The sequence below is a fragment of the Streptomyces sp. NPDC023527 genome, from assembly GCF_055560115.1.
Map to the genome: position 1 here is coordinate 188,493 of NZ_JBVHJJ010000008.1, position 25,787 is coordinate 214,279.

A 25,787-nucleotide genomic window follows, 5' to 3' on the forward strand; every position below is an offset into this window, starting at 1 on the left:
ACAGGTCCCGGAGAAGTCTGTGCACGACACTCCTGAAATCCCTCCTCCCCCGGGCCGTGGCTCACCGCCTCTCGTCCGCGTACGCGGTCTGGGCAAGCGGTTCGGCGGCACCCTCGCGCTGGACGCGGTCGACCTCGACATCGACTCCGGCAGCGTCCTGGCCATGCTCGGTCCCAACGGGGCCGGGAAGTCCACCCTCATCAAGGTGCTCGCGGGCGTCCACCACGCGGACGAGGGCGAGGTGACCGTCGCCGGACATCCGCTCGGCAGCGAAGCGGCCTCCCGCGCCATGTCCTTCATCCACCAGGACCTGGGGCTGGTCGGGTGGATGACGGTCGCCGAGAACGTCGCCCTGGGCACCGGATATCCGCGCCGCGCGGGACTGATCTCCTGGCGCCGTACCCGCCGGCGATGCGCCGAGGCCCTCGGCATCGTCGCCGCGCACCTCGACCCGGACGCCGTCGTCGCCGACCTCACGCGAGCCGAGCGCTCCCTGGTGGCCATCGCCCGCGCGCTGTGCACGCGAGCCGAACTGATCGTCCTGGACGAGCCGACCGCCAGCCTCCCGGCGGCGGACTGCGCCCGGCTCTTCGACGTCCTGCACACCCTGCGCGACCGCGGTCACGCCATCGTCTTCGTCACCCACCGGCTCGACGAGGTGTACAAGGTCGCCGACGCCTTCGCCGTCCTGCGCGACGGCCGCCTCATCAGCCGCGGCCCACTCGCCGGCCACGGCCCCGCCCGGCTGGTGCACGACATCGTGGGTTACGAACCGGGCGGCCACGGGATCGTGACCCCCGCCGCGGGGTCGACCGTCCTGAGCCTCGACGGCGTACGGACCGAGAACGCGGGACCGGTCGGCCTGCGCCTGCGCGCCGGCGAGATCCTCGCCATGGTGGGCCTCACCGGCGCCGGGCACATGGAACTGGGCCGTGCCCTCGCCGGCGCCCGGCCGATCCTCGACGGACGGGTCCTGCTGGACGGCCGGCCGTACCGGCCGGGCACGGTCGCGGCCGCCGTCGACGCCGGCGTCGGCTTCGTGACCAGCGACCGCCAGGAAGAGGGCTGTGCGGCCGAACTGACCGTACGGGAGAACTTCCTGGCCAACCCCCGGGCAGGAGGGCTGCGGGGCGCGCACTGGATCAGCCCCGGACGCGAGCGGGCCGAGGCCACCGCCCTGATCGAGCGGTTCTCGGTGCATCCACGGGACAGCGAGGCGCCGATCGCCACCCTGTCCGGAGGGAACCAGCAGAAAATCATGATCGGCCGGTGGCTCGGGCTGAGCAGGCGCCTGCTGATCCTGGAGGAACCCACCGCCGGAGTGGACGTCGGCGCCAAGGCGGCGATCCACCACCTGCTCCAGGACGCGCTGGCCGGCGGTCTCGCCGTCCTGCTCGTCTCCACCGACTTCGAGGAGGTCGCCAACGTGTGCCACCGAGCCCTGGTGTTCGTCCGCGGAACCCCGGCGGTGGAGCTGAGCGGCGAAGCCCTCACCGTCACCGCACTCGCCCGGGCCGCCTCCGACATGGACGCCCTCACCGGGACGCCGGGACGATGAGCCCCAGGCCCTCCCCCTCGCACCGTCCTCCGCCGGGCCGCCGCTTCGGCCACCTCATCGGTGCCTACGGCCTCCTGGCCCTGACCGCCCTGCTGTTCCTGGCCTTCTCCCTCGCGCTGCCGGACACCTTTCCCACCTTGGACAACATCTCCGCCGTCCTGTCCAACCATTCCATCCCCGCCATGCTCGCGCTCGGCGCGACGATCCCGATCGCCACCGGCAAGTTCGACCTGTCCATCGGCTACGGCCTCGGCCTCGCACACGTCATGACGATGCAGCTCATCGTCGTCGAAGGGTGGTCCTGGCCGCTCGCCTGCCTCGTGGTGGTCCTCGGTGGGGCGGTCGTGGGTGTCGTCAACGGCGCCGTCGTCGAATTCGCGAGGATCGACTCCTTCATCGCCACCCTCGGCACCGGCAGCGTCATGTACGCCTTCACCGGCTGGATCACCGACGGGGCCCGGATCGTCCCCGGCCCGCACGGCCTGCCGGCGGCCTTCACCGCCCTCTACGACTCCAGGTTCCTCGGCCTGCCGGTCTCCGCCTTCTACGTCCTCGCCCTCGCCGCCGTCCTGTGGCTGCTCCTCGAACGGCTGCCGCTGGGCCGGTATCTGTACGTCATCGGGTCCAACCCCCGCGCCGCCGAACTGGTGGGCATTCCCACCCGGCGCCACGTCGTGTACGCCTTCGCCGGATCGGGCCTGGTCGTCGGCGTCGCCGGCGTCCTGCTCGCCGCGCAGCAACAGATCGGCAACCCCAGCGTGGGCATCGACTACCTGCTGCCCGCCTTCGTCGGCGCGCTGCTCGGCTCCACCGCCATCAGACCCGGCCGCGCCAACGCCCTGGGCACCCTCGTCGCCGTCACCGTCCTCGCCATCGGCCTCGCCGGCATCGGCCAGCTCGGTGCCCAGTTCTGGGTCACCCCGCTGTTCAACGGCAGCACCCTGCTCATCGCCGTCGGGCTGGCCGGCTATGCCGCGCGCCGACAGCTGCGCCAAGGCCGTACGGAACCCTCCCGTACGCCCCATGAGGCGTCCGGAGTCACCCCGTGACGTCCGACTACCGCAAGACCACCCTGGGGAGCGCGGTCGCCCTGGTGGTGGCGGCCGCCGTCACCGTCGGCTGCGAGCGCGGTTCGTCGACGGGCGGCGCCGCGTCCCTCCCGCCCCCGTCGGCGGCCGGCTGCCCCACCGCTCTGGCCAGGGCCGAAGCGGCCGTTCGACAGGCGCAGAAGACCGACACCGCGTGGAACGGCCCCACCAGCGGCCCTGCGGCGATCCCGGGCAAGACCATCGTCTACGTCGCGCAGACCATGACCAACCCCGGCGTCGCGGGCACCGCCAAGGGCGTGCGGGAAGCCGCGAAGGTCATCGGCTGGAACGTCCGGGTGATCGACGGCCAGGGCACCCCCGCCGGGATCCAGGCGGCGTTCGGCCAGGCCATCGCCCTCCACCCCGCCGGCATCGTCATCGGCGGCTTCGACCCCCACCTGACCTCTCAGCAGGTCGCGCGGGCCGACGCGGAACACATCCCGCTCATCGGCTGGCACGCGGTCGACTCCCCCGGCCCGAGCGAGGACCCGAAGCTCTTCAGCAACATCACCACCAGGGTCGAGGACGTCGCGAGGATCAGTGCGGACTGGATCACCGCGCACTCCCGCGGCAACGCCGGAGTCGTCGTGTTCACGGACGCGTCGATCCCGTTCGCCAAGAACAAGTCCGAGCTCATCAAGAAGGAACTCGCCACCTGCTCCGGTGTGAAGCTCCTGGCGGAGGAGAACATCCCGATCTCGGACACGAGCAGCCGAACGCCCCAGGAGGCCTCCGGGCTCCTCTCCCGATTGGGGGAGAAGTGGACCCACTCCGTCGCCATCAACGACGTCTACTTCGCCGACGCCGCCCCGGCCCTGCGCGCGGCCCGCAAGAAGGGTGCCGGTCCCCCCTACAACATCGGTGCGGGCGACGGCGACCCGTCCGCCTTCCAACGCATCAACAGCGGCCAGTTCCAGACGGCCACCGTCCCCGAGGCCCTCACCGAACAGGGCTGGCAGATCATCGACGAGTTCAACCGCGCCTTCGCCGGCGACCCCGCCAGCGGATACGTCGCCCCCGTACACATCACCACGGCCGCCAACAGCGGCGGAGCCACCGCCTGGGACCCACCCGGGTATCGCGCGGCGTACCGAAAGATCTGGGCAAGTGAGCCCGCGTGAACAACGCTACGGGACAACACAGCTAGAGGGCGTGTCCGGTGGGTCGAGTGGCTGGACCCACCGGACAGGCCCTCGCCAAGGCGCCCGCGCTGTGGCTGAAAGACTCAGCTCAAGGGCAGCCGACGAGCACGAACCCACATCACCACAGTCGTGATCGCGGCGAAGTACGCCGTGCCCGCCACAAAAATCACGTCTTGGACGTACTGCTCGTAGCCTTCCGCGCGCAACTGAAACGCGAAGGATACAAGCGCAGTCCCGAGCACTGCGAGCGCAGCGAACATGACGCCAAACGGGACCTTTTTCATTCCATAACCTCCCAACGGTGAAACGACCTGGCCACCACCGACTCTACGTGTGCGCCGTCTCCGCACAACCGCCTGGTTCGGCGTCACCTCCTGTTGCCGAGGCCACCGTTGTATCCACAACCACCAGGCCGATCGCGCCACGCCCGCTCGACCAACCAGCCTGGGCACGCGCCAACCGACCTGTCGGAGTGTTGCCTTGGTCTTGTTGCCGCCACCGAACTGGGTGACGTAAGTGCCCTCTCGCCCGGCACGCCCTCTATTCGGGTCGCGGAGAAGCAGAACCCGGCGACCTCGCCGTATGAGTCGGGCAGCCGCTCACCGGTCCATTTCGCCGACGATTCCGCCCTGACTGGCGGCGGAGGGTTCTTCCCTCGGCCACCGGTTCGCCCGCCGCCTGCCCGGTCGGCAGACCGCCGCGCGCATCTCCCTCGGGGTACGCGGTCCAGGCACCGCCGCGGCTGCCCGGACGGTCAGGACCAGGTCGAGGCGTCTGGTCCAGTTCGAACCGGCCGTAGGGGTTCACGTGGGTCCGGAACAGCGGGGACAGCGCCCGCTGGCCGGCTTCGGTGAGGGTGTTCGGCCCACCTCGGCTCGGCGAGGACCTGCTGCACCAGCAAGGTGTTGACGTGGACCAGGGCGGACTGGAGCAGGTGGAGAGCGAGTATGGACACCTCCTGGGACTGCCGGTACCCCAGCTTCCGGCTGCCGCCCTTCCCTGGGTTCCAGCCCGCGCCGATCGCCAGGCCGACGCCGACGATCCGCATCCGCAGCCTCCGGTACTGTTGGTCATCCTGATCGGCGACATCACCTACCGGAGACAAGCTCGGCCAAGTGGCGCAGCGAGTTGGTGAGATGCTCAGGGCCGAACGGCGGGAACCGGAGGTACTCCCGGATGAACTGCGGCACCGCCGACCAGTCGTAGGTGAGCGTGACCTCGGTCTCGGACGGACCGAGCGGCGCAAGGTCGTAACGCCAGATCCAGCCGCCGAACTCCAGGTGACCGTCGCCCTTCTCCTGCCCCGTCAGCCAGCCAATGGCGTACGGCGGGTCGAAGACCTGGACCTTGTTGGCCACCCGGTAGTCACCGTTGGGATGGTCGGCGTGATACATCTCCATCCGGAAGACCTGCCCCGCCTCGGTCAGCGGCGCCCGGTCGACAGCTTCCTGAACCCAGCCGGTGCCGTCGATCGCGGAATGGGTCGTCGGGTCCGCCAGCACCGCGAATACCCTCGCGGCGGGCACGGCGACAGTCAGGGTGGCGCTCACGTTCTCCTGGTCCACGGTGTGCACGCTCCTTGTCATCTCGGCTCGGGCCTCCCGCAGGCGCGGAAGGGTGACGTCCCCAACATGAACATGCGGACGACGCGGCGAGGCGGAACTCATCGGTCGTGTGGGCGGAACCCGCACCCGTGCCACCAATGGCGGGCTTGTACGGGTCAAGTTTCGAGGGCCGGGGAGGCAGGGCCCTCCTCGCACACCCGGCGATGGCGGCCGGTGCTGGTACCGCTCGGTGCCGGTTCCGGCTCGGAGGGATGCGCTGCCGCGCGGCGGGGGAGCAGCAGCGGGGTCGTCAGCAGGAGCACGCCGGCCAGGCCGACGGCCGTACGCGGGCCGAGCAGGCCGCCCAGCACACCCCAGACGGCCGTCAGGAGCGCGGTCGTGCCCTTGGTCGTCACCGCCCATGCGGACAGTGTGCGGGTGACCCGGTCGGGTGCGGTGCGTTCGAGGCGGTAAGTGGTGTAGACGGGGTTGAAGACTCCGCAGCAGAAGATGAGTCCGAGCTCGACTCCCATCACCAGCAGCAGCCCGCCGGTGCCCGGCCCGAGGAAGGCCAGGCCGACGGGCCAGATCGCGCGCAGCGTCCCGGCCACGATGAGGACCTGGTGCTGCCCGAACCGGGTGACGAGCGGTCGGGCCAGCCGCGAACCGAGCAGCCCGCCGATCGAGGGCACGGCGAAGGCGAGGCCGTACTGCCACGGTGTGAACCCGAGTCGGCCGAGCATCATGACGGCCAGCAGTGGCTGGGCGGCCATCACCAGGCCGTTGAACAAGGCGGTGTTGAAGAACAGCGGACGCAGCGTCGCGTCGGCGAGGATGTACCGCCAACCGTCGAGCAGGTCCCCGGCCCGCATGCGCGCGGCCTCCCGGCGCTCGGGCGGCGGCTCGTGTCCGCCCGTCGCGCGGATGCCCAAGGCCGAGAGCAGGTAGCTGACCGCGTCGGCCACCACCGTCGCCACCGGACCGAGGAGCCCGATCGCTGCGCCGCCCAGCGGCGGCCCGATGATCGTGGTCGTCCAGGCCGTGGACTCGAATCGGGCGTTGGCGACGAGCAGGTCCTCGGCCGGCAGCAGCGTCTTCAGGTACGCGCCGGAGGCGGCGCGGAAGGTGATGTCGGCCGCCGCGACGACGACCGAGACCAGCAGGAGCTGAAGGAAGGTGAGGACGCCGAGCGCGAACGCGGTGGGGATCGTCAGCAGCGCCGCGAACCGCACCAGGTCCGTCGCGATCAGCACGGGCCGCTTACGGCGGAACTCCACCCACGGGCCGAGCGGAACCGCCACGGCCGCGCCCACCGCGGACCCCACGCAGGAGAGCGCGGCGACCTCGGCCGGTCCGGCGTACAGCACCCGGATGGCGATCAGCTCGAACGCGCCGAAGGCGAGCCACGTGCCGAGGGCGCTGGTCCCGTACGCTCCCCACAGCCACCCGAACCGCCGCCCCAGCCGGTGTCCGGGCAGATGACCCGGCCGGTGCCCGCTCCTCATGCCCGACGCCCCTCGCACTCACCCTGCACAACCGATCCGCGATCGGAAGCATCAAAGCGAGCACCACCACCAGGAATCAAACAACCACAGAGGCGACGGCCACAACCATCGGTTGTACCCGTACGGTATCGGCATGGACCTCGACACCGTCCGGACGTTCGTCGCCGCCGCCGACGCGGGGCAGTTCCAGGAGGCCGCCGCCGAGCTGGCGGTCACCCAGCAGGCCGTCTCCAAGCGCATCGCCACGCTGGAGCGCGACCTCGGCGTACGGCTGTTCACCCGCACCCCGCGCGGCGCCGAGCTCACCATCGACGGGCAGGCTTTCCTGCCCCACGCGCGCGATCTGCTGCGCGTCGCCGAGCGCGCGGTCGCGTCCGTGCGCACCGGCCGCCGTCCGCTGCGCGTCGATGTGATCGCCTCGCGCGTCGCGCCGTCGGGGCTGATGCGCGGCTTCCACCGCGCGCACCCCGAGATCGACCTCGACGTGGTGATGCTGTTCGACGTCGAGACGGCCGTCGCCGCCATCCGGTCCGGTGCGATCGACGCGTCCTTCCGCGCCGTCGCCGTGCCCGGCCGGCCCCTTCCCGAGGACATCGAGTCCGTCCGGGTGCTCGACGAGCCGCTCCAGCTCCTCACCGGCCCCGCCCACGCGCTGGCCGGCGCCCGGTCGGTGACCGTCGCCCAGCTGGCCGGGCACCGGATCTGGATGCCCGGCATCGTTCCCGGTACCGAGTGGGCCGCCTACTACGACGACCTCGTCGCCGAGTTCGGCCTCACCATCGAGGCGACCGGCCCCAACTTCGGCTCCGACGCGCTCCTCGACACCATCGCCGACACCCCGGCCCTGGCCACCTTCATGGGCGAGCGGACCAGTCTCGTATGGCCCGCCGGCCACGGCCTGCGCCGCATCCCGGTGACCGACCCGACGCCCGTCTACCCGCACTCGCTCCTCTGGCACCGCGACAACCCCCACCCAGCGCTGACCACCCTCCGCGCCCACCTCGCCGCCACAGCGACCGGCCACGACACCACCGGGACCTGGGCGCCGGGCTGGGTGGTTCCGCGCTGAACGCCGCCGCGTCCGCGATCATCCTGGCCGTCTCTACGGACGGCGGCTCCGGGGGCGGACGTGGCCATCGGCACACTCCGGCTCTCCCCTCCGCACCCCTCACGGTGTAACCGTCGACCGTAGGTCCGGGACGGCGCGGCGATCCCGCTGGGCTCGTACGACCCAGGTGTTCACGACGGCTCCCTTCATATGGCCGCTCCCCGCGGCCTGCGCCGAGGATGAGATACCCCTGGGGGGTATGAAGTCAACCACTCTGAAGCCTTGCCCAAGGATACGGGTAGGGGGTATACCTGAGACAGGCAGCTGCATACCCCCCTCGGGTATCTGACCTGATCGCCGCCTTCACCGGCAACTGCCTGGCAGTCCCGCACCCCCATGTCCCGGGGCCCGGCCGATCGCCGGGTCCCGGCGCCCCGCCCCCCCCCCAGTCCGAGGAGCAGCAATGTCCACCGCAACCACCAGGACCGTCGGCACCGCCGAGGTCGAACTCGCCATCGGCGGGATGACCTGCGCCTCGTGTGCCGCCCGTATCGAGAAGAAACTCAACCGCATGGACGGTGTGGAGGCGACCGTCAACTACGCCACCGAGAAGGCCAAGGTCAGCTACACCGGCGACATCGCGATGGCCGACCTGATCGCCACGGTCGAGGCCACGGGCTACACGGCCGCGCCGCCCGCGCCGCCGCGTGAGCCCGAGGCGGGTACGGACGCCGTGGGGGCGGACGACGAGCTGCGTCCGCTGCGGGAGCGGCTGGTCACCGCCGTGACGCTGGCCGTCCCCGTGGTCCTCCTGGCGATGGTGCCGGCCTGGCAGTTCGAGTACTGGCAGTGGCTGTCGCTGACCCTGACCGCACCCGTCGTCACGTACGCGGCCTGGCCCTTCCACAAGGCGGCGTTCACCAACGCCCGCCATGGCGCGGCCACGATGGACACCCTCATCTCGGTCGGCACCTCGGCCGCATTCCTGTGGTCGCTGTGGGCCCTGTTCTTCGGTGACGCCGGCATGCCCGGCATGACGCACGCCTTCGAGCTCACCATCGCCCGTAGCGACGGCGCCGGGAACATCTACCTCGAAGCCGCCGCCGGGGTCACCGCCTTCATCCTGGCCGGGCGCTACTTCGAGGCCCGCTCCAAGCGCAAGGCCGGCGCCGCCCTCAAGGCACTCCTGGAACTGGGCGCCAAGGAGGTCACCGTCCTGCGCGGCGGCCGCGAGGAGCTGGTCCCCACCTCCGAGCTGGCGGTCGGCGACCGCTTCCTGGTCCGCCCGGGCGAGAAGATCGCCACCGACGGTGTCGTCGTCGAGGGCGCCTCCGCCGTCGACGCCTCCATGCTCACCGGCGAATCCGTGCCCGTCGAGGTCGGGGCCGGCGACGGCGTCACCGGCGCCACCCTCAACGCCGGCGGCCGCCTCGTCGTCGAAGCCACCCGCATCGGCTCCGACACCCAACTCGCCCGCATGGCCCGGCTCGTCGAGAAGGCCCAGAACGGGAAGGCCGCCGCCCAGCGCCTCGCCGACAAGATCTCAGCCGTCTTCGTCCCCGTCGTGATCGCCCTGGCCCTCGGCACCCTCGGCTTCTGGCTCGGCAACGGCTCGGGCCTGACCGCCGCGTTCACCGCCGCCGTCGCCGTACTGATCATCGCCTGCCCCTGCGCCCTGGGCCTCGCCACCCCCACCGCCCTCATGGTCGGCACCGGCCGCGGCGCCCAGTTGGGCATCCTCATCAAGGGCCCCGAAGTTCTGGAGACCACCCGCAAGGTCGACACCATCGTCCTGGACAAGACCGGCACCGTCACCACCGGCCGCATGACCCTCCTCCGTACGCACACCGTGAGCGGCACGAACGAGACCGACGTCCTGCGCCTGGCCGGCGCCCTGGAACACGCCTCCGAGCACCCCATCGCCCAGGCCGTGGCCACCGGCGCCGCCGACAAGGTCGGCACCCTGCCCACACCCGAGGACTTCGCCAACATCCCCGGCCTCGGCGTCCAAGGCGTCGTCGACGGTCACGCCGTCCTCGTCGGCCGCGAGCGGCTCCTCACCGAGTGGGCCATGGACCTGCCCGCAGAACTGGCCCGGGCCAAGTCCCGGGCCGAGGCGGCCGGTCGTACCGCCATCGCCGTGGCCTGGGACGGCGAAGCGCGCGCCGTCCTGGAGGTCGCCGACGCGGTCAAGGACACCAGCGCCGAGGCCATCGAGCGGCTACGGGCCCTCGGCCTCACCCCGATCCTGCTCACCGGCGACAACAAGGCCGTCGCCGAAGCCGTCGCCGCCGAGGTCGGCATCGAGACGGTCATCGCCGAGGTCATGCCCCAGGACAAGGTCGACGTCGTCAAGCGCCTCCAGGCCGAAGGCCGTTCGGTCGCCATGGTCGGCGACGGCGTCAACGACGCCGCCGCCCTCGCCCAGGCCGACCTCGGACTCGCCATGGGCACCGGCACCGACGCCGCCATCGAGGCCGGCGACCTCACCCTCGTCCGCGGTGACCTGCGAGCCGCCGCCGACGCGATCCGCCTCTCCCGCAAGACCCTGGGCACCATCAAGTCCAACCTCTTCTGGGCCTTCGCCTACAACGTCGCCGCCCTCCCCCTCGCCGCGACCGGCCTCCTCAACCCCATGATCGCCGGGGCCGCCATGGCCTTCTCCTCCGTCTTCGTCGTCGGCAACAGCCTCCGCCTCCGCCGCTTCCACGCCGACGCCTGACGCCTGACGCCTGACGCCTCGGACCGTGCAGGACGGAGCAACGGCCGAATCCTGCTTTTCGCCGCGGCGTGGGGCGCTCCCCCTCGGCCACTCCCTCGGCAGCGCACTTATGAGAAGTCTTCTTATCTCTGCCGACTATGAACTCCTCATGCGATCCCTCACTTCACGTCACACCACCCGCACCGTGGCGACAGCCCTGGTCGCGTCTCTGTCCTGCCTCACTCTCGTCGCGTGCGAGCCGGCCCAGCCGCAGCTGGAGAACACGGCCGGTGTCGTCCGCGGCGACCTCGTCGACATTCCCGTGAAGGGCGGTACGGCCAGCGTCGACACCACCTCGCTGAAGGTCACCGCCCGCACGGGGAGTGGTCGCGGTGTCCTGCTCTCCGCCCCCGCCGCCCAGGCCCCCGGCGTGCCCGGCAAGCCGGTCGGCACGGCCAACGGCGCCAAGTGGTCGTACCCGGGCAAGGGCCTGACAGCCGAGGCGCGTTCGGAGCGCGGACGGCTGGTGATCACCTTGACCGCTGATGCGAACACGTCCGTGCAGTGGCCGGTGACCGGCACCGACCCGGACACCTCGGCCCTGCAACTCCCGCGGGGCGAAGGTCTGTCCATACCGGTCGGCGACCGGTTCTGGAACTCGGCCGACGGCGGCCTGGTGGGCGAGGAGCACGACGTGAGCTCCGCGCTCAGCATGCCGCTGTGGGGGCACTCGCTGGGCACCGCCGGGGTGGGCGTGAGCTATCTCGCCCCCACCGACATCGGGACCTCGCTGACTTTCGCCTCCTCCGGTGGCCGGCTGCGCGCCACGGCCAAGCACGAGTTCTCACAGGGGAACGACACCCGCACCTACACCGTCGCCTTCTCCCTCACCGACGGCTCCCCGGTCGCGCCGGCCGTCGACTACCGCGACTGGCTGTCCGAGCACGGGCAACTCGGCAGCCTGACCGAGAAGATCAGGAAGAACCCGGAGGCCGGGAAACTGCTGGGCGCGTTCCACGCCTACGCCTGGGCGGGCGCCCGCAAGGCGCCGTACATCCAGCAGCTACGCAAGCTGGGTGTCTCCAAGCTGTGGCTGGGCTACGACGCCGACGAATCGCCGATGAAGAGCGAGGACGTCAAGGCCGCCAAGGACGCCGGGTATCTGGTGGGCCCGTACGACTCCTACGCCAACGGCCGGGAGAAGTCCGCCGAGGCCCCGCCCAACTCCCAGTGGCCGACCGGCGTGTACCCGGAGTTCTGTGTGCGCAAGGCCGACGGCAAGCCGCAGCCGGGATTCCACAAGCAGGGCTGCTACCTCAGCACCCAGGCGTTCGAGAAGGCCGAGAAGGACAAGCACTACCTGGGCGACCGTACCCGCTCGCTGGTCGCCAACGGCGCCAGCAGCTACTTCCTGGACGTGGACGCGGCCGGTGAGCTCTTCCGCGACTTCGACACCAAGCACCCGATGACCATGGCCCAGGACCGGGCCAACCGCCTGGCCCGGATGAAGCGCCTGGCGGACGGCACCTACGACCCCACAGGAAAGGGGCGCCATCCGCTGGTCATGGGCTCGGAAAGTGCCGTCTCCTGGGCCAATCAGGTGCTGACCTACAACCACGGCTCCGCCACCCCGGTGGACAGCCGCCTGTGGCCCATGGAGACCGGTCACTTCGACACCAAGTCCGACCAGCCCAAGGACGACGACGCCTGGGGCGGCTACGCCCCGGAGGGCGCCGCCGACACCTTCTTCAAGCCCGTACGCCCCGACGACTTCAAGCCCGAGCACCGGGCGAAGGCGGCGGCCGCCCTCAAGGCCATGTACGACCCGGCCTACCGGGTGCCGCTCTACGAGACGGCCCTGCACGGCTCGCTGGTCAACGCCGAGCGCTGGGAACTTCCCTTCAGCAAGCTGCCCGAGCAGAAGCGGAACCGCGCCCTGCTGGCGATGCTCTACAACACCCCGCTGAACTTCGTGCTCAGTGACAAGGACAAGAACAACGAGCAGAACCTGCGCGAACTCGCCGCCCTGCAGAAGTACTTCGCTCCCCTGCACCAGGCGGCCGGCACCAAGGCCATGACCGGCTTCCGCGACCTGACCGGAGACCGGTCCGTCCAGCGCACCGTCTTCGGCGACGGCACCCTCACCGTCACCGCCAACTTCGGCACCAAGTCGTACAAGGGCCTGCCGGGCGGCTGCGTCGACGCCTCCCTGAAGAACGACAAGAAGCCGCGCCGCCTGTGCCCGGCCACGCTGCGGTAAGCAGCGCGCCACGCTGAACGGGCTGCGAGCAGGCACTCCCTCGGCGGCCCCCGACACCATGTACTCCGCAGCACCCGCCGGACCTCCGTCCGGCGGGTCGCTCTCGACCCCTGATTGGCAGCGAGGAACAGCGAATGGCACTGCCGCACACGCAAGCGACGGAACGCCCGCCAAGCGGTCCGCCGGCCGGGGGTCGCGAACCCGAGCCGGCCGGGTCGCGAGTCCGTCGCCTGATCGACCCATGGCGGAACGACCGGGACATCTGGCGGCGCGGCATCGTACTGGCAGGCGCTTCGGTACTGCTGGCCCTGACCTTGGCCTTCCCCGCGCAGATGCCCAACACCGTGGGCAACCTCGGCAGCCTGCTGGAGACTTTCCAGCCGTGGCTGGGGCTGTTCATCCCCATACTTCTCGCACTCGCGCTCCTCCGGCGCTCGGCCACCGCGCTGCTGGCCGCGCTCCTCCCGATCATCGTCTGGCTCGGCCTCTTCGGCGGAGTGGTCTTCACCGACAACTCCGGGCACCGTGGCGACCTCACTTTCGTCACCCACAACGTCAACGCGGACAACCCCGACCCGGCGGCCACCGCGCGCCGCCTGGCCGCCTCCGGAGCGGATGTGGTGGCTCTGGAGGAGCTGCGCGGCGCGGTGGTGCCCCAGTACGAGCGGGCGCTGGCAGGCACCTACCGCTACCACACCGTCCAGGGAACGGTCGGTGTGTGGAGCAAGCACCCCCTGCGCGACAGCCGCCCGGTGAACATCAAAATGGGCTGGACGCGTGCACTGCGCACCACCGTCGGCACCCCCCAGGGCGACGTCGGCGTCTACGTGGCGCACCTGCCGTCAGTACGGGTCAGGCTCGACGCCGGCTTCACCGCCGGCCGGCGCGACACCAGCGCCCAAGCCCTGGGCCGGGCCATCGCCGAGGAACGGCTCGACCACGTCATCCTCATGGGCGACCTGAACGGCACCATGAACGACCGCGCGCTCGCCCCCATCACCTCGCAGCTGCGCTCCGCGCAGGGCGCGGCCGGCGACGGCTTCGGCTTCACCTGGCCGGCGGGCTTCCCGATGGCCCGCATCGACCAGATCATGGTGCGCGGCATGCGACCGGTCTCCGCCTGGAACCTGCCCCGGACGAGCAGCGACCACCTACCGGTGGCGGCGTCGGTGAGCCTCCCACCGGTTCGACACTGATCGGCCGGAGCCTCAGCTGTCGGCCAGGGTGCGGGCGAGGAGGGGGAGCAGGCGGTCCCAGTGACGCCGCAGTGCCGAGGAGTTGAAGGCGTCGGTGTCGGACATGGTGAAGCCGTGGATGGTGTCGGGGTAGATCTCGGTGGTGTAGCCGACACCCGCGGCATCCAGGGCCTGGTTGAGCTCGCTGATGGTCTCGGGCGTCATGTCGTTTTCGGCGAGGCCGAGGTGGACCTGGGCGGTGAGCTCGGGAATGTGGCGGTGCGGGCTGTCGGGCGCGTCGGTGACCAGGAATCCGGGGTGGAATCCGGCGACGGCGGCCACCTGGTCGGGGTGGGCCGTCGCGGTGCGCATCGCCAAGGCGGCGCCCATGCAGTAGCCGATCACGGCGACCGGTCCGGCGCCGACCTCGGGCCGGGTGGTGAGGAACCTCAGGTAGGCCTCGGCGTCGCGCAGGGCACGTTCGGTGGTGTGCGCCTCGATCAAGGGCATCAGCTGGGCGATGACCGCGGGCCGGGCCTCTTCTCCGATGTGCTCGGGAAGTTCGATCACCGGTGCCGGGCCGTGCCGGTAGTAGAGGTTGGGGACGAGCACGTAGTACCCGTGCTCGGCCAGTTCGCGGGCCATCTCCTCCAGCACGGGCCGCACGCCGAAGGCGTCCGGGTACAGCAGCACTCCCGGGTGCCGCTCGCCGTCGTCGGGGAAGGCGGCGAAAGCTTCGGCCTGGCCGTCCGTGGTGGGTATTCGCAGAGTCTTGGTGGGCATGGCTGATCATCCTTGCTCGGACTCATGCCCGTGCACAAGGCTCTCTGCTTCCCAAGCCGCCGCGAAGCGACAGCCGGTCAGTGCGCGGGCAGTTGGTCGGCCGAATCCGTGGCGGTGGTACGCAGGGTCTGGCTGGCCGCCAGCTCCCGGTAGGTGGCGTTCCGGGTGAGGAGTTCCTCGTGTCGGCCGCGGGCGATGACGTGGCCGGCGTCGAGCACGACGATCTGGTCGGCGTGCTGGACGGTGGACAACCGGTGCGCGATCACGAGGAGCGCGCATTCCTGGGTGATGTCCTTCAGTACGCGGCTCAGCGCGGCCTCGTTGATGGCGTCGAGGTGTGAGGTGGGTTCGTCCAGCAGGAGCAGCGAGGGCCGGGTGAGGAGGGCTCGGGCCAGGGCGACGCGCTGCCGCTCTCCGGCTGAGAGGGTGCCGCCTCTCTCGCCCAGCATGCCGGTCAGCCCGCCGGGGAGGCGGTCGACCACTTGGTGGAGGTTGGCGAGTTCGATGACGCGCTGCACGTCGGCCGGGCTCGCGGCGGGGGCGGCGTAGGTGAGGTTGTCCCAGAGCGAGCCGTGGACGACGTAGGTGTTCTGGTCGACGACGGCGATGCGGGCCCGGCATTGCGCGCGGCTCAGTTCGGCTGCCGGCCGGCCGTCGAACAGCAGCGTTCCGGAGTCCGCTTCGTAGAAGCGGGCGGCCAGGGCGAAGATCGTGCTCTTGCCGGCGCCCGAGCTGCCGACCAGGGCGACTTGTCGCCGGTGCGGCACGGTCAGGGAGACGCCTTGCAGGACCGGCCGGTCGGGGTCGTAGCCGAACCGCACGTTTTCCAGGGCGAGGGCGGGTTCCTCACCGCCGTCCGGCGGCGGTGCCTTCCTCGCTACGGGGGGCGTGGTCCGGCGTGGGGACGAGCCCTCGGCTTGTCCGGTCGGGGGTTCGAGCGCAGGCGTCGGCTTCGCTTGCGCGGGTCCCGTGGGTTCCGCCTGGAGCGCCAGTGCTTCCTCGACGCGCTGGAAGGCGCCCATCCCCCGTTGGACGAGGCCGACGGCGCGGAAGACCGACGACAGGGGCACCACCAGGTAGGTGGCGTAGAGCAGGAAGGCCACCAGGTCGCCGAGGGAGTTGGCGTGGCCGTTGACCCGCATGCCCCCGATGACCAGAACGAGCAGGAAGGAGCCGTGCACCGCGAGTTCGACGGCCGGGCTCATCACCGATGCCAGTCGCGCGGTCCGGACCCCGGCTTCGTAGGCCGTGTCGACGCACTGTCCGATGCGCGCGGCTTCCCGCTCCTCGGCGCGGTGGACCCGCACCATGGGCAGTGCGCCGAGGGCCCGTTCGAGGTCGGCGGCGATGTCCCCCACGGCTTGCTGCATGCGCTCGGCGGCGGCGCGTATCCCGGTCAGCAGGAAGGTGACGATCGCCGCCGCCGCGACGACGGTCAGCGTCACCAGGATCAGCAGCAGGGGGTCGATCCAGATCATCAGGGCGACGGCTCCCACGGCGACGAGGGAGCCCGTCACCAGGTCGACCAGCGCCTGGGAGACGACCTCGCGCAGCAGGGAGGTGTCGGCGGTGACCCGGGATATGAGGTCACCGGTGCGGTGCTTGTCGTACTCCCGCATCTCCAGTCGCAGCAGGTGGCCCACCAGGCTGCGGCGGAGTCCGCGGACGATCCTCTCCCCCATGCGTTCCAGCACGAAGCGGCCCACCGCGCCTGTCGCCGCCTCGGCCAGGAAGAGGCAGGCCAGGAGCAGGAGCGGCCAGGCGATGCGGCCGCTTCCCGTCGCGTCCACGATCTTCTTGGCGAGCAGCGGCTGGGCCAGCCCCAGGGCGGACCCCACGAGGGTGAGCACGGTGGCGACGGCCATGGAGGAGCGGTGGCCGGCGGTGAGCCGGAACATCGTGGCGACGGCGCCCCGTGCGGAACGGTCGCCCTCGTTCCGTGTCTTCCTGTCCACCTCGCTCCCGGGGTTCGTCACGGGGCCGCCCGTTCCGTGGGCGGCACGGTGATGAGGCGGCTGAAGTAGTCGTCCGGTACGCCTTCGTCGACCGGGTGGCCGTCGATCTCGACCCAGGCGTGCGCGGTGAAGGGCGGCACCACGCGCACTCCGGTGCACCAGGTCGGCCAGGTGCCCAGCAAACGGCAGAGCAGGGCGGTGGCCAGGGAGCGCGGGAGGCAGCCGCGCGGGCCGGCGCAGAACAGGCTGACCGCGCAGACCGCCTCTCTGGCGGACCTCGTCTGCTCGGCGGAGGCCGGCACGGCTCCGCGGCGCACCAGGAAGAGCACGGTCCGGATCCGGCGCGGTGGCAGGAGCGACAGGGCGAAGGCCGCCGTCAGGACCAGCCGGGCTCCCAGCCGCCGTCCGAGAGGAACACCGGTCGGCCGGTGCAACGCGCTCGGAGTTGTCATAGGACGACCAACCCCGCCTGCCGCAACTGGCCGATGAGGGCGGAGACGTCCTGGGCGGCCCGGGGCCGGTCGATCGCGAATTCCGCGACGACCGCGTCGACCGCGTCCGCTTCCCCGCCCCCCTCCATCAGGGTCCGCACCACCAGGGTGCCGGTGGGGTTGAGTTCCCAATACTGGCCGCTGCGCTGGTCGAGCAGGACCGTGCCGTAATCGGTTTTCGCAGTGGAGACATCCTTGGCGAAGCGCACTGCCATGAAGCGTTTCCCTTTCCGCGAGGCACCGGTTCCGCGAGGCACCGGGGGATTTCGTCCCGTCAGAAGCCGATGGCTTTCTGCTGCGGCAGATTCCGCAGCCATACTTCGCAGGCGATCGTGGAATAGAGGATGGCGTCCTGGAGTCCCGGCGTCGAAGGTCTTTGAGCCAGCGCCCGCAGAGCCCCGGCGTCCACCAGTCCCCTACGGGCCAGGTGGGAGTCCTCCCACAATGCCATCAGGTCGCCCCGGTGCTCGCGCAGCCCGTTGGAGGCGTCCATCGAGGCATGTGCCTTGTTGGAGCGCTCCAGGCACACGTCCGGAACGACCCCGCGCATGGCGGTGGCCAGCAGGGGCTTGTACGTCCAGGGGGTGACGCGCTCGGCGGGATCGACCGCCAGGCATTCCTCGATCACCCGGTCGTCGAAGAACGGTGAGGCCATCGGTACCCCTGCCCGGGCGGCCATCCTGTCCCACTGGCGGACGATCCGCGTGCAGATCCGGATCTGCTCAAGGTCACCGTGCATGCCACGGTCGGAGTGAAGTGGCACGGCGTCCCGGGCGGCCTCGCGCAGGACGCGCGTCACCGTGTGTGCCGCCTCGGGCGTGACCCAGTCGAACAGGCGCGGCGGCGTTCCCCAGCCCAGGGCGCCACTGGCTCCTGGCGGCAGCGGGTCGCGCAACCGCCTGCCCGAGGAAGCGAGCCACTGGCCGTACGGGCGGGAGTCGGCCAGGACCCGTGCGGTGTCGCCCAGCGGCCACTGGAAGAGGGTTCTGAAACCGCGCAACTGCCGCAGGGCGAACAGCGGGCGGGTACGTATCAGGCGGTGGTAGTACGCCTCGGAGCACCAGGCCACGTGGTCGCCGCCGATGCCGGTCAGATGCAGTCGGCTGCCGCGCCGGGCGAGCCCCGGCAGGTGGTGGAGGGCCCGCGCCCGGTCCATCACGCCGATGGACGGCTCGTCCATGAGGTCGTCGATACCGAGCAGGTCGGTGTAGACCAGCGGGGCTTCGTCGGGGTCCCAGACGACGTGCTCGACGTCGGGGAGGAAGCCGGCGGCCTTCCGGGCCCAGTAGAGGTCGCTGTCCGCGGGGTCGCGTCCCGGCCAGGTGCTGGCCACCACGTGGGCGGGTGAGGCGGCCGCCAGGAAGCAGACCGAGGTGGAGTCGAGGCCGCCGGAGAGGTCGCAGCTGACCACTCCCCCTCCGCGCGTGCGGGCCTGGACGGCCTCCGTCAGCGCCTGCCGCACTCGAGGGGCCCCCTGGGCCAAGGAGCGTGTCGGTTCGGGCGGCGTCCACCAGCGCGTACGCCTGGCCGTCCGCCCGTCAGGGGCGATGACCAGCGCTTCCTCCGGGGGGACGGCTGTGACGTCGCGCCACAGCGACGTCTCGAACAGCGGGTAGGGGACGGGCCACATCAGCCGGGTGGCCAGCTGTTCCTCGTCCAGCTCCGACCCGATCGCGGCGGCGAGGACGTCGGCTCGGGTCGCGGCCGTCCGAACACCGCCGACCAGGGCGTGGAAGACCAGGCGCAGGCCGGACGCGGCCCCTTGCACGCGTAACCGGCCGTCGAGCGTCGCCACGAGATGGAAGCTGCCGGTCAATCGCCGGGCCAGCGTGTCGAGATCGGCGAGGTCGCGCATCCGGGCCGCGTGTCGCTCCAGCTCGGTGGGGTCGACCGGGCAGCAGCCCACGACCGCGATCGCGGCCCGGCCCGCACGCGCCGTGACGATCTCCTGGTCGCTCCACCGGCCGATCAGCCAGGGACGACCCGAGGCGTGATCGAGGGTTCGGGAGCCGGTTCGGGGGAAGGAGCGGGCCGCGGCGAGCGCGTCCGCGCAGTCCGGAAGGACCACGAAGTGCGCGTCACCGGGGCCCACTCCCCCCGTCTCAGAGGACGGTTGCATGGCGTCGAATCAGCCTGCCGACGCTCAGTTCTTGCTGAGGATCAGACGGTCGTTACCGCTGGACCGCAGCAGCCCGGTCTTCTTGCGGAAGGTGCCGAGCTGGACGAGCGTCGGTGCTTCGTACGCCTTCTTCATGACGTCTCCTCAGAGTCGGTGAACCTGTAGCCCTGATCGATTGAGGGGACCGACGTACCGACCCCCGAATCAATGAAACTCGCACTATTTGATCCGCGAGCCAGGGCGTTGAACGTATGAACATACTAACCGCACCCCTGAGAGGCACCGCAACCCCTGTCAGGAATTCGCCTCCTCAGAAAGTCCGAGCAACCTCCTTGGCGGATACGGCTGTTGCCAGAGCGATTTCCGGTCACTCACGGGATGGAAATGCTCGTACACCAGTACAGAGAGAAGCGGACGCGCATTCATTTCTGGATAACTTTTCGACATATTCGCGGCCACGCCTGGCCCGCCCCCGCGCGCGGCGCGCGGGAAGGGCGCCGCGGATCCGGGGCATGCACTGATCAGGAGGGGCGCTTCCGCGCGGTGACGTAGCTGAACGGCTCGGAGACTCCCGCGCTGTGGTGGCCGGCGGCCGCGAGAGCCAGGGCCAGCCGCCTACGAGGGTCGAGGCCCAGGCCCGCGGTGGCGTGCAGAGCGCCGAGTGCGAGTTCGTCGCCGCACCCCACGGCCGCGTATCCGTCGGCGGGCTCGGCTATCTGGTAGTCCTCGTAGACGGTGAACAGGCGGCCGTGCACACCGACGAGGAACGTCCCGGCCCGCTCCTGCTCGCAGTCCTTGCGCGACCAGCCGCCGTCCTTGAGACAGGTGCGCAGCTTGTCGACGAAGACGGTGGTCATGAACCGGTCCAAGTCCCCTTTTGGCTTGGGCGCCTTGAACGCGTGGTGCAGCAGCTGGCCCATGCGGAAGCTGGTGGTGAAGCCCATGGCGTAGGGGCCGTTGCGGAAGAGCTTCGGATCCCGGCGGACGGTGAGACTGAGGCCGGAGACACCGGCCGAGTCCCCGCCCAGATGCACCCGCGCGTTGTGTACGAGCCCGACGATCACGGTCATGATCTCCCCCTCCGCTGCGCCACCCTTCTCGATACTGCGCCCGAGGAGACGGACGGAAACCGGGCGGCGGAAGGCGGGAAGCGGCGAGGCTTCCCGCTTCCTCAGCGTCAGGCCCCTGCGGGCCCGGCGGCGAGACAGTCGGGGTGGCCCCATCCCCGCGGCCCCTTGGCGATCGCCTCCTTGGCGGCGTAGGACCGTCCGCAGTGGCACCGTCCGGCGAACTTCGCCTTGATGACTCCCCCTGTCGCGCGCCGGGCCTTCGGTGTCCTGTTCGCGGACCGGGGCGAGGACTGGGCGGCGCGGTCGGGGACGGGCAGCGCCAGGTCGCCGTGTGCCGTACCGGCCGCCTGCTGCGTGGAGGCGGCGTCGCTGGCGGCCCGGTCCGCGAGCGCGTTGAGGAGGTCGCCGTCCACGCGGTGCGCCGGGACGTACACGAACTCCACGGCGCGGGCGGCCAGGAGGGCGTCGATGCGCATGACGAGGTCCTGGTTGGCGACGGGCTTGCCCGCCGCGGTCCTCCATCCGTTGCGCTTCCAGCCGGGCAGCCACTTGGTGACCGCGTTCATGGCGTACTGCGAGTCCATCCGCACCTCGAGCGGCACGGTGGGATCGGTGGCTTCCAGCAGCTGCTCCAAGGCGGTCAGCTCGGCAACATTGTTCGTCGCCTTCCCCAGAGGTCCGGACTCCCAGCGCTGCGGGACCTCGTGGGCGTCGGCGACCACGTACGCCCAGCCCGCTGCCCCGGGGTTCCCCTTGCTCGCGCCGTCACACGCGGCGATCATGCGTTCAGACATCCTCCGATCATGCCAGGGCCGGCCTGCCGTCGCCGCGGCCCCGCCAAGGCGCCCTGTCAGCAGCCGCCCGACGCGGCCGGTGCGCCGAGCCCGATCCGGAGGGTGGCCGGTGCCGCGCAGCAGCCGGCACCGTCGGCCTGGTCGGCTTCGGGCTCGTCGAAGAGGCCGGCTCGGCCGCACACGCCGGTCTCGGGGAGGGTCAGCTCGACGCGTTCGGCGGCCGCGGTGTCCCCGGCGAGGTGGGCGGCGATGGAGCGGACCTGCTCGTAGCCGGTCATGGCCAGGAACGTCGGCGCGCGGCCGTAGGACTTCATGCCGACCAGATAGACGCCCTGTTCGGGGTGGGAGAGCTCGCGCACGCCGCGGGGGTGAACCGTGCCGCAGGAGTGCTGGTTGGGGTCGATCAGCGGGGCGAGCCCGGCGGGGGCCTGGAGGCGTTCGTCGAGGCCGAGGCGGACCTCGGACAGGAAGGCGAGGCCGGGCCGGAAACCCGTGAGCACGATGACCTCGTCGACCGCGTCGAGGCGGCGGCCGTCCTCGGCGACCAGGACCAGCCGCTCGCCGTCGCGTTCGACGGCGGTGGTACGGAAGCCGGTCACGGCGGAGGCGTGCCCGGCTTCGACGGCGGCCTTGGCACGCGGGCCGAGAGCGCCGCGGGCGGGGAGCTGGTCGGCTTCGACGCCGCCGAACGTGCTGCCGCTGATGCCTCGCCGCAGGACCCAGGCGGCATGCGTGCCCGGAGCGTCCTCGGCGAGGTCGGCGAGATGGGCGAGGGCGGTGAACGCGGAGGCGCCGGAGCCGATCACGGCCGTGCGCTTGCCCGCGTACCGGGCGCGGACGACCGGGTCGGTCGGGTCGGGGACGCGGTGGGTGATGCGGTCGGCGGCGCTCGTCTCGCCGAGGGCGGGCAGTCCGTCGCCGCCGAGCGGGCCGGGAGTGTTCCAGGTGCCGGAGGCGTCGATGACCGCGCGGGCGGTGATCCGCTCCTCGGCGCCGTCGATCGTGGTGAGGTGGACGTTCACCCGGCGGCTTCGGCCGACTCCCGGGTGGTGAACTTCCGCCGCCAGGCCAGGGAGACGTACACCAGGGCCACGAGGACGGGGACCTCGATGAGGGGGCCTACGACGCCGGAGAGCGCCTGCCCGGAAGTGACGCCGAAGGTGGCGATGGCGACCGCGATGGCCAGCTCGAAGTTGTTGCCCGCCGCCGTGAACGCCAGGGTCGCGGTGCGGTCGTAGGCCAGGCCGATGGCCTTGCCCAGGGCGAAGGTGCCGAACCACGTGATCGCGAAGTAGGCCAGCAGCGGCAGCGCGATCCGCGCGACGTCCCCGGGCCGGGAGGTGATCGTCTTCCCTTGGAGGGCGAAGAGGATCACGATCGTGAACAGCAGTCCGTACAGGGCCCACGGACCGATCTTCGGCAGGAACGCCGACTCGTAGCCGTCGCGGCCCATCCTCTTCTCACCGATGCGGCGGGTGAGGAAGCCGGCCAGCAGCGGGACGCCGAGGAAGATGACGACGTTGAGGGCGATCTTCCCCATGGAGATGTCGAGGTGCTCGCCGTTGCCGAAGCCGAGCCAACCGGGCAGCAGGTCGAGGTAGAGCCAGCCGAGCAGGCCGAAGGCGAGCACCTGGAAGACGGAGTTCAGCGCGACGAGGACGGCGGCGGCCTCGCGGTCGCCGCAGGCGAGGTCGTTCCAGATGACGACCATGGCGATGCAGCGGGCGAGGCCGACGATGATCAGGCCGGTGCGGTGTTCCGGCAGGTCCGACAGGAAGATCCACGCCAGGGCGAACATCACCGCGGGCCCGAGGATCCAGTTGATGACCAGCGAGGAGACCATCAACTTGCGGTCGCCGGTGACCGCGTCGAGCTTGTCGTAACGGACCTTGGCCAGCACCGGATACATCATGATCAGCAGGCCGACCGCGATCGGCAGCGAGATCCCGCCGATCTCCACCTTGGCCAGGGCGTCGTTCAGCCCGGGGATCAGGCGGCCCAGGCCCAGGCCGAGTCCCATGGCGATGAGGATCCACACCGCGAGGAATCGGTCGAGGGTGGAGAGCTTCGCGACGACCGAGGCTTCCTCCACGGCGGCGGAGGCTTCGGTGCGGGTCACGGGCAGGACCTCTTCCTGTCGGCGGCGGTACGGGCGTGCTCGGCCAGCTCGGTGAACTGCCCGGCAAGGGCGGCGATGACCTCGGGCTTCAGCTTGTAGTAGGTGAACCGCCCGCAGGGCTCGGTCTCCACGACGCCCGCCTCCCGCAGCACCTTCAGGTGGTTGGAGAGGTTGGTCTGCCGTGCGCCGGTCTCCTCGACCAAGTGCGTGGTGCACAGGGTCTCGTGGGCGAGCAGGGTCACGATCCTCAGCCTGAGCGGGTCCGCCAGCACCCGGATCAGATCAGTGTCGACTGATGTCATCATGGACTGATACTCTCACATCAGCCGCAGCTGAAATCAGTGGATACTGATCCCACACTTCCCTTCCCGCTGTGAGACAAGAGAGACCCCGATGTCCGAGAAGCCCTCCGTTCTCTTCGTCTGTGTCCACAACGCGGGCCGTTCCCAGATGGCCGCCGCGTGGCTGACCCATCTGGCGGGCGACCGCGTCGAGGTGCGCTCCGCGGGCTCCGCCCCGGCCGACAGCGTCAACCCGGCGGTCGTCGAGGCCATGCGCGAGGTCGGCATCGACATCACCTCTCGGACCCCCGAGGTCCTGACCGTCGACGCCGTACGGGCCTCCGATGTGTGCGTCACCATGGGCTGCGGCGACGTCTGCCCGGTCTTCCCCGGCAAGAGGTACCTGGACTGGAAGCTCGAGGACCCGGCCGGCCAGGGCGTCGAGGCCGTCCGCCCCATCCGTGATCGGATCAAGGTTCTGATCGAGGGCCTGATCGCCGAGATCGCCCCTGGGAAGACCCCGTGAGCGAGGACCTCCGCGACTCGTCGTCATAGGCGCCGGCCCTGCGCGACGGCCGCCCGCGCCTCGCCAGGCCCCAGGATCTTCCGGTGCGAGCGCGGCTGTTCTGGCGCGTAGTACTAACCGCGCCTCTTCGCCGCCGGTCTACTCCGGAGCCGCCTGCCGCAACGTCGATACGCACCCGGGCCACCCGCGTACGGGCTCGGTCGGGGGCAGAGCCACCCGGTCGGCGGCCGCCGCGTTTTCGACGATCGTGTAGGCGAGCCCGGCGTCCAGGCCGTCGGCGCCGAGCCCCGGCAGGGGGATACGGACCACCACCACATCCTCGCGGGAGACGCGGCCGACAGTGACCGTCGCGGTGTCCTGGCCGTCGGTGCCGACGTGCAGGAGTTCCACCGGCTCGGGCAGGTACGCGTACCAGGCGTCGCTGCGGCGGCCCAGTTCGTCCAGCAGCCAGGCGTGGCTGAGCAAGGGCGTACCGTCCGCTCCGCCAGGTGCCCAGAACTCGGTGTCGTGGTCCGTCGGCGCGTTGTGGGCGGGCCCCGCGCCGGTGATGTGACGGAGCAGAGCGGCGCGGTCGGCCTCCGGGGCCGGCCGGAAGGTCGTGTCGGTGCCGTCGGGCCAGTCGACGGTCACCGCGGCGCGCTCCGCGGAGAGGTCGACGGCCCGGACGCGGAGGCCCAGCGGCGCGCTGCCCCGCTGGACGGCCGCCAGGTCGACGAGGAGCGGGGCCCACCACTCGGCGGCGGGGAGCCCGGGGGCCGGCCGACGGGGACGAGACGTCATCGGGGGTGCCTTTCGGGAGAGCGCCGCTGTGCCGCCCGCCTCCGCGAACAGGCGGGCGGCACGGCCGGGTGCGTGCCGGGTCAGATGTTGATGGCCTTCCTGACCCAGTCGGGGCACCGTCCCGGAGTGTTCTCGCAGAACGCGGTGATGACGCCCTTGGACTTGCCGTCACCGCCCGGCGGGATACGGAAGTCCACGCCGGCGCGGATGGTCTTCACCTCGACGACCCGGCAGGTCCGGAAGATCCACCAGCCACTGCACTTCACGTGCAGGACTTCGGTGCGGTAATTGTAGGTGGTCTGTGACCCGGCGAGCGGTTCCTTGCCCGTGGGGCCGGGGCGCGGGTATTTCGTCGTCGCCTTGACGGCGCCGAGGCTGAGGTTGTGCTTCTGGTCGACCTTGGTGAGGCCGAAACCCTTGTCCGTCGTGGGGTCGTAGTAACCCCGGCGCATGACGGTGTTCCAGCCGTCCCTTTCCTTCCACTCACCCACCACGTCGTCCGGCCCCACCTGCGCCTGCTGCGACGCGGCTTGCGGACGGGCCTGCCGGCCGGCGGCGAGGTCCTCGATCGCGGATTTCGAGATGCCCTGCCGGCCCAGGTCGGCCAGCTGGAACGTCGAGCCCTCCGACATGCCGGCGCCTCTGTCGAACAGCGAGAACTCGACGTCCCCGCTCGAGCCCCGGGCCGCCGGTGCCGCCTCGGCCGCCGACGCCGGAGCCGCCGCCAGCAGCCCGGCCGTGGCCGCCAGGGCCGCGGCCAGAGCACCCCACTGTGCGTGTGTCCTACTCATGTTCCCCCTTGGAATGGCGATGGTGGAACTGTTCGGCCGGACGGAGGACGACCGGAG

General features: G+C 71.0%; 23 protein-coding genes and 1 pseudogene. 8 read left to right on the forward strand and 16 right to left on the reverse strand.

The genetic code is table 11. The annotated features are described in order from the left end of the window. Positions 1 to 19: 19 nt before the first annotated feature. From ACZ303_RS17965 to ACZ303_RS17975, 3 genes are read left to right on the forward strand one after another with little or no spacing between them, the layout of a single operon-like run. Positions 20 to 1,558, forward strand: coding sequence for a sugar ABC transporter ATP-binding protein (locus ACZ303_RS17965; RefSeq protein ID WP_467339966.1), 1,539 nt, complete (start codon positions 20 to 22; stop codon positions 1,556 to 1,558). Continuing rightward, the gene (locus tag ACZ303_RS17970) at positions 1,555 to 2,607 is read left to right on the forward strand and encodes an ABC transporter permease (RefSeq protein WP_467339967.1); all 1,053 of its coding nucleotides are present in this window, start codon (positions 1,555 to 1,557) and stop codon (positions 2,605 to 2,607) included. The genes ACZ303_RS17965 and ACZ303_RS17970 overlap by 4 nt, the downstream gene beginning before the upstream one ends. After that, positions 2,604 to 3,767 (forward strand): substrate-binding domain-containing protein, encoded by a 1,164-nt coding sequence (locus ACZ303_RS17975; protein ID WP_467339969.1) that lies wholly within the window; start codon positions 2,604 to 2,606, stop codon positions 3,765 to 3,767. The genes ACZ303_RS17970 and ACZ303_RS17975 overlap by 4 nt, the downstream gene beginning before the upstream one ends. Before the next feature lie 104 nt (positions 3,768 to 3,871). Here ACZ303_RS17975 and ACZ303_RS17980 read toward each other — a convergent pair whose 3' ends face one another. From ACZ303_RS17980 to ACZ303_RS17990, 3 genes are all read right to left on the reverse strand, one after another. After that, the gene (locus ACZ303_RS17980) at positions 3,872 to 4,072 is read right to left on the reverse strand and encodes an SCO3870 family protein (RefSeq protein ID WP_467339971.1); all 201 of its coding nucleotides are present in this window, start codon (positions 4,070 to 4,072) and stop codon (positions 3,872 to 3,874) included. Positions 4,073 to 4,876: 804 nt separating this feature from the next. Continuing rightward, entirely contained in the window at positions 4,877 to 5,353 is a 477-nt protein-coding gene (locus ACZ303_RS17985; RefSeq protein ID WP_467339973.1) for an SRPBCC family protein, read from the reverse strand. A gap of 155 nt (positions 5,354 to 5,508) precedes the next feature. Next, a complete protein-coding gene (locus tag ACZ303_RS17990) occupies positions 5,509 to 6,837 on the reverse strand; it encodes an MFS transporter (protein ID WP_467339976.1) in 1,329 nt (442 codons plus the stop codon). A 133-nt stretch (positions 6,838 to 6,970) separates the two neighbouring features. On the opposite strand from ACZ303_RS17990, the gene ACZ303_RS17995 reads away from it, so the two are divergent. The 4 genes from ACZ303_RS17995 to ACZ303_RS18010 all read left to right on the forward strand — a co-directional run bounded on the left by ACZ303_RS17995 (position 6,971) and on the right by ACZ303_RS18010 (position 14,042). Further along, on the forward strand, positions 6,971 to 7,906 hold the full coding sequence (locus ACZ303_RS17995; RefSeq protein WP_467339978.1) for a LysR family transcriptional regulator: 936 nt from the start codon (positions 6,971 to 6,973) through the stop codon (positions 7,904 to 7,906). 442 nt (positions 7,907 to 8,348) lie between these two features. Continuing rightward, positions 8,349 to 10,607 carry a heavy metal translocating P-type ATPase gene (locus ACZ303_RS18000; protein ID WP_467339980.1) on the forward strand — a complete coding sequence of 753 codons (2,259 nt, stop codon included), beginning with the start codon at positions 8,349 to 8,351 and terminating at the stop codon, positions 10,605 to 10,607. Between the two features lie 148 nt (positions 10,608 to 10,755). Beyond that, positions 10,756 to 12,846 carry a glycoside hydrolase gene (locus tag ACZ303_RS18005; protein WP_467339982.1) on the forward strand — a complete coding sequence of 697 codons (2,091 nt, stop codon included), beginning with the start codon at positions 10,756 to 10,758 and terminating at the stop codon, positions 12,844 to 12,846. Between the two features lie 134 nt (positions 12,847 to 12,980). Further along, positions 12,981 to 14,042 (forward strand): endonuclease/exonuclease/phosphatase family protein, encoded by a 1,062-nt coding sequence (locus ACZ303_RS18010; RefSeq protein WP_467339984.1) that lies wholly within the window; start codon positions 12,981 to 12,983, stop codon positions 14,040 to 14,042. Positions 14,043 to 14,054: 12 nt separating this feature from the next. On the opposite strand, the gene ACZ303_RS18015 is transcribed toward ACZ303_RS18010, so the two are convergent. The 11 genes and pseudogenes from ACZ303_RS18015 to ACZ303_RS18065 all read right to left on the reverse strand — a co-directional run bounded on the left by ACZ303_RS18015 (position 14,055) and on the right by ACZ303_RS18065 (position 23,657). Then, positions 14,055 to 14,804 (reverse strand): dienelactone hydrolase family protein, encoded by a 750-nt coding sequence (locus tag ACZ303_RS18015; protein ID WP_467339986.1) that lies wholly within the window; start codon positions 14,802 to 14,804, stop codon positions 14,055 to 14,057. 77 nt (positions 14,805 to 14,881) lie between these two features. Then, complete coding sequence (locus ACZ303_RS18020) at positions 14,882 to 16,702, reverse strand: ABC transporter ATP-binding protein (protein ID WP_467340194.1); 1,821 nt, start codon at positions 16,700 to 16,702, stop codon at positions 14,882 to 14,884. 74 nt (positions 16,703 to 16,776) lie between these two features. Continuing rightward, the gene (locus ACZ303_RS18025; protein ID WP_467339988.1) at positions 16,777 to 17,211 is read right to left on the reverse strand and encodes a lasso peptide biosynthesis B2 protein; all 435 of its coding nucleotides are present in this window, start codon (positions 17,209 to 17,211) and stop codon (positions 16,777 to 16,779) included. Next, positions 17,208 to 17,465, reverse strand: a complete 258-nt coding sequence (locus ACZ303_RS18030; RefSeq protein ID WP_467339990.1) for a lasso peptide biosynthesis PqqD family chaperone — start codon at positions 17,463 to 17,465, stop codon at positions 17,208 to 17,210. The genes ACZ303_RS18025 and ACZ303_RS18030 overlap by 4 nt, the downstream gene beginning before the upstream one ends. Positions 17,466 to 17,524: 59 nt before the next feature. After that, entirely contained in the window at positions 17,525 to 19,369 is a 1,845-nt protein-coding gene (locus ACZ303_RS18035) for a lasso peptide isopeptide bond-forming cyclase (protein WP_467339992.1), read from the reverse strand. A 24-nt stretch (positions 19,370 to 19,393) separates the two neighbouring features. After that, on the reverse strand, positions 19,394 to 19,504 hold the full coding sequence (locus tag ACZ303_RS18040; protein WP_130876455.1) for a keywimysin-related RiPP: 111 nt from the start codon (positions 19,502 to 19,504) through the stop codon (positions 19,394 to 19,396). A gap of 386 nt (positions 19,505 to 19,890) precedes the next feature. Beyond that, positions 19,891 to 20,439 carry a hypothetical protein gene (locus ACZ303_RS18045; protein ID WP_467339995.1) on the reverse strand — a complete coding sequence of 183 codons (549 nt, stop codon included), beginning with the start codon at positions 20,437 to 20,439 and terminating at the stop codon, positions 19,891 to 19,893. A gap of 107 nt (positions 20,440 to 20,546) precedes the next feature. Next, positions 20,547 to 21,233: a ribonuclease H family protein gene (locus ACZ303_RS18050; protein ID WP_467339997.1), complete on the reverse strand. Its 687-nt coding sequence runs from the start codon at positions 21,231 to 21,233 to the stop codon at positions 20,547 to 20,549. Positions 21,234 to 21,289: 56 nt separating this feature from the next. After that, a pseudogene (locus tag ACZ303_RS18055) lies at positions 21,290 to 22,231 on the reverse strand (NAD(P)/FAD-dependent oxidoreductase); the annotation flags it as partial. 20 nt (positions 22,232 to 22,251) lie between these two features. Further along, the gene (gene arsB / locus ACZ303_RS18060; RefSeq protein WP_467339999.1) at positions 22,252 to 23,352 is read right to left on the reverse strand and encodes an ACR3 family arsenite efflux transporter; all 1,101 of its coding nucleotides are present in this window, start codon (positions 23,350 to 23,352) and stop codon (positions 22,252 to 22,254) included. Further along, on the reverse strand, positions 23,349 to 23,657 hold the full coding sequence (locus ACZ303_RS18065; RefSeq protein ID WP_467340001.1) for an ArsR/SmtB family transcription factor: 309 nt from the start codon (positions 23,655 to 23,657) through the stop codon (positions 23,349 to 23,351). The genes arsB and ACZ303_RS18065 overlap by 4 nt, the downstream gene beginning before the upstream one ends. Positions 23,658 to 23,745: 88 nt before the next feature. Between ACZ303_RS18065 and ACZ303_RS18070 the strand changes: the two genes are divergently transcribed. Beyond that, complete coding sequence (locus tag ACZ303_RS18070; RefSeq protein ID WP_467340003.1) at positions 23,746 to 24,159, forward strand: arsenate reductase ArsC; 414 nt, start codon at positions 23,746 to 23,748, stop codon at positions 24,157 to 24,159. A gap of 138 nt (positions 24,160 to 24,297) precedes the next feature. On the opposite strand, the gene ACZ303_RS18075 is transcribed toward ACZ303_RS18070, so the two are convergent. Beyond that, the gene (locus ACZ303_RS18075; RefSeq protein WP_467340005.1) at positions 24,298 to 24,939 is read right to left on the reverse strand and encodes a hypothetical protein; all 642 of its coding nucleotides are present in this window, start codon (positions 24,937 to 24,939) and stop codon (positions 24,298 to 24,300) included. Between the two features lie 80 nt (positions 24,940 to 25,019). Beyond that, complete coding sequence (locus tag ACZ303_RS18080) at positions 25,020 to 25,730, reverse strand: hypothetical protein (protein ID WP_467340007.1); 711 nt, start codon at positions 25,728 to 25,730, stop codon at positions 25,020 to 25,022. Positions 25,731 to 25,787 lie beyond the last annotated feature (57 nt).

Bases quoted from the DNA above. Each gene is read 5' to 3' on its own strand.
- ACZ303_RS18045 (WP_467339995.1), bottom strand. From the start codon at position 20,439: ATGACCGTGATCGTCGGGCTCGTACACAACGCGCGGGTGCATCTGGGC.
- ACZ303_RS18035 (WP_467339992.1), bottom strand. From the start codon at position 19,369: ATGCAACCGTCCTCTGAGACGGGGGGAGTGGGCCCCGGTGACGCGCAC.
- ACZ303_RS17970 (WP_467339967.1), top strand. From the start codon at position 1,555: ATGAGCCCCAGGCCCTCCCCCTCGCACCGTCCTCCGCCGGGCCGCCGC.
- ACZ303_RS17980 (WP_467339971.1), bottom strand. From the start codon at position 4,072: ATGAAAAAGGTCCCGTTTGGCGTCATGTTCGCTGCGCTCGCAGTGCTC.
- ACZ303_RS18020 (WP_467340194.1), bottom strand. From the start codon at position 16,702: ATGTTCCGGCTCACCGCCGGCCACCGCTCCTCCATGGCCGTCGCCACC.
- ACZ303_RS18040 (WP_130876455.1), bottom strand. From the start codon at position 19,504: ATGAAGAAGGCGTACGAAGCACCGACGCTCGTCCAGCTCGGCACCTTC.
- ACZ303_RS18000 (WP_467339980.1), top strand. From the start codon at position 8,349: ATGTCCACCGCAACCACCAGGACCGTCGGCACCGCCGAGGTCGAACTC.
- ACZ303_RS18015 (WP_467339986.1), bottom strand. From the start codon at position 14,804: ATGCCCACCAAGACTCTGCGAATACCCACCACGGACGGCCAGGCCGAA.
- ACZ303_RS18075 (WP_467340005.1), bottom strand. From the start codon at position 24,939: ATGACGTCTCGTCCCCGTCGGCCGGCCCCCGGGCTCCCCGCCGCCGAG.
- ACZ303_RS18010 (WP_467339984.1), top strand. From the start codon at position 12,981: ATGGCACTGCCGCACACGCAAGCGACGGAACGCCCGCCAAGCGGTCCG.
- ACZ303_RS18050 (WP_467339997.1), bottom strand. From the start codon at position 21,233: ATGTCTGAACGCATGATCGCCGCGTGTGACGGCGCGAGCAAGGGGAAC.
- ACZ303_RS17990 (WP_467339976.1), bottom strand. From the start codon at position 6,837: ATGAGGAGCGGGCACCGGCCGGGTCATCTGCCCGGACACCGGCTGGGG.
- ACZ303_RS18005 (WP_467339982.1), top strand. From the start codon at position 10,756: ATGCGATCCCTCACTTCACGTCACACCACCCGCACCGTGGCGACAGCC.
- ACZ303_RS17995 (WP_467339978.1), top strand. From the start codon at position 6,971: ATGGACCTCGACACCGTCCGGACGTTCGTCGCCGCCGCCGACGCGGGG.
- ACZ303_RS18065 (WP_467340001.1), bottom strand. From the start codon at position 23,657: ATGATGACATCAGTCGACACTGATCTGATCCGGGTGCTGGCGGACCCG.
- ACZ303_RS18025 (WP_467339988.1), bottom strand. From the start codon at position 17,211: ATGACAACTCCGAGCGCGTTGCACCGGCCGACCGGTGTTCCTCTCGGA.
- ACZ303_RS18030 (WP_467339990.1), bottom strand. From the start codon at position 17,465: ATGGCAGTGCGCTTCGCCAAGGATGTCTCCACTGCGAAAACCGATTAC.
- ACZ303_RS18080 (WP_467340007.1), bottom strand. From the start codon at position 25,730: ATGAGTAGGACACACGCACAGTGGGGTGCTCTGGCCGCGGCCCTGGCG.
- ACZ303_RS18070 (WP_467340003.1), top strand. From the start codon at position 23,746: ATGTCCGAGAAGCCCTCCGTTCTCTTCGTCTGTGTCCACAACGCGGGC.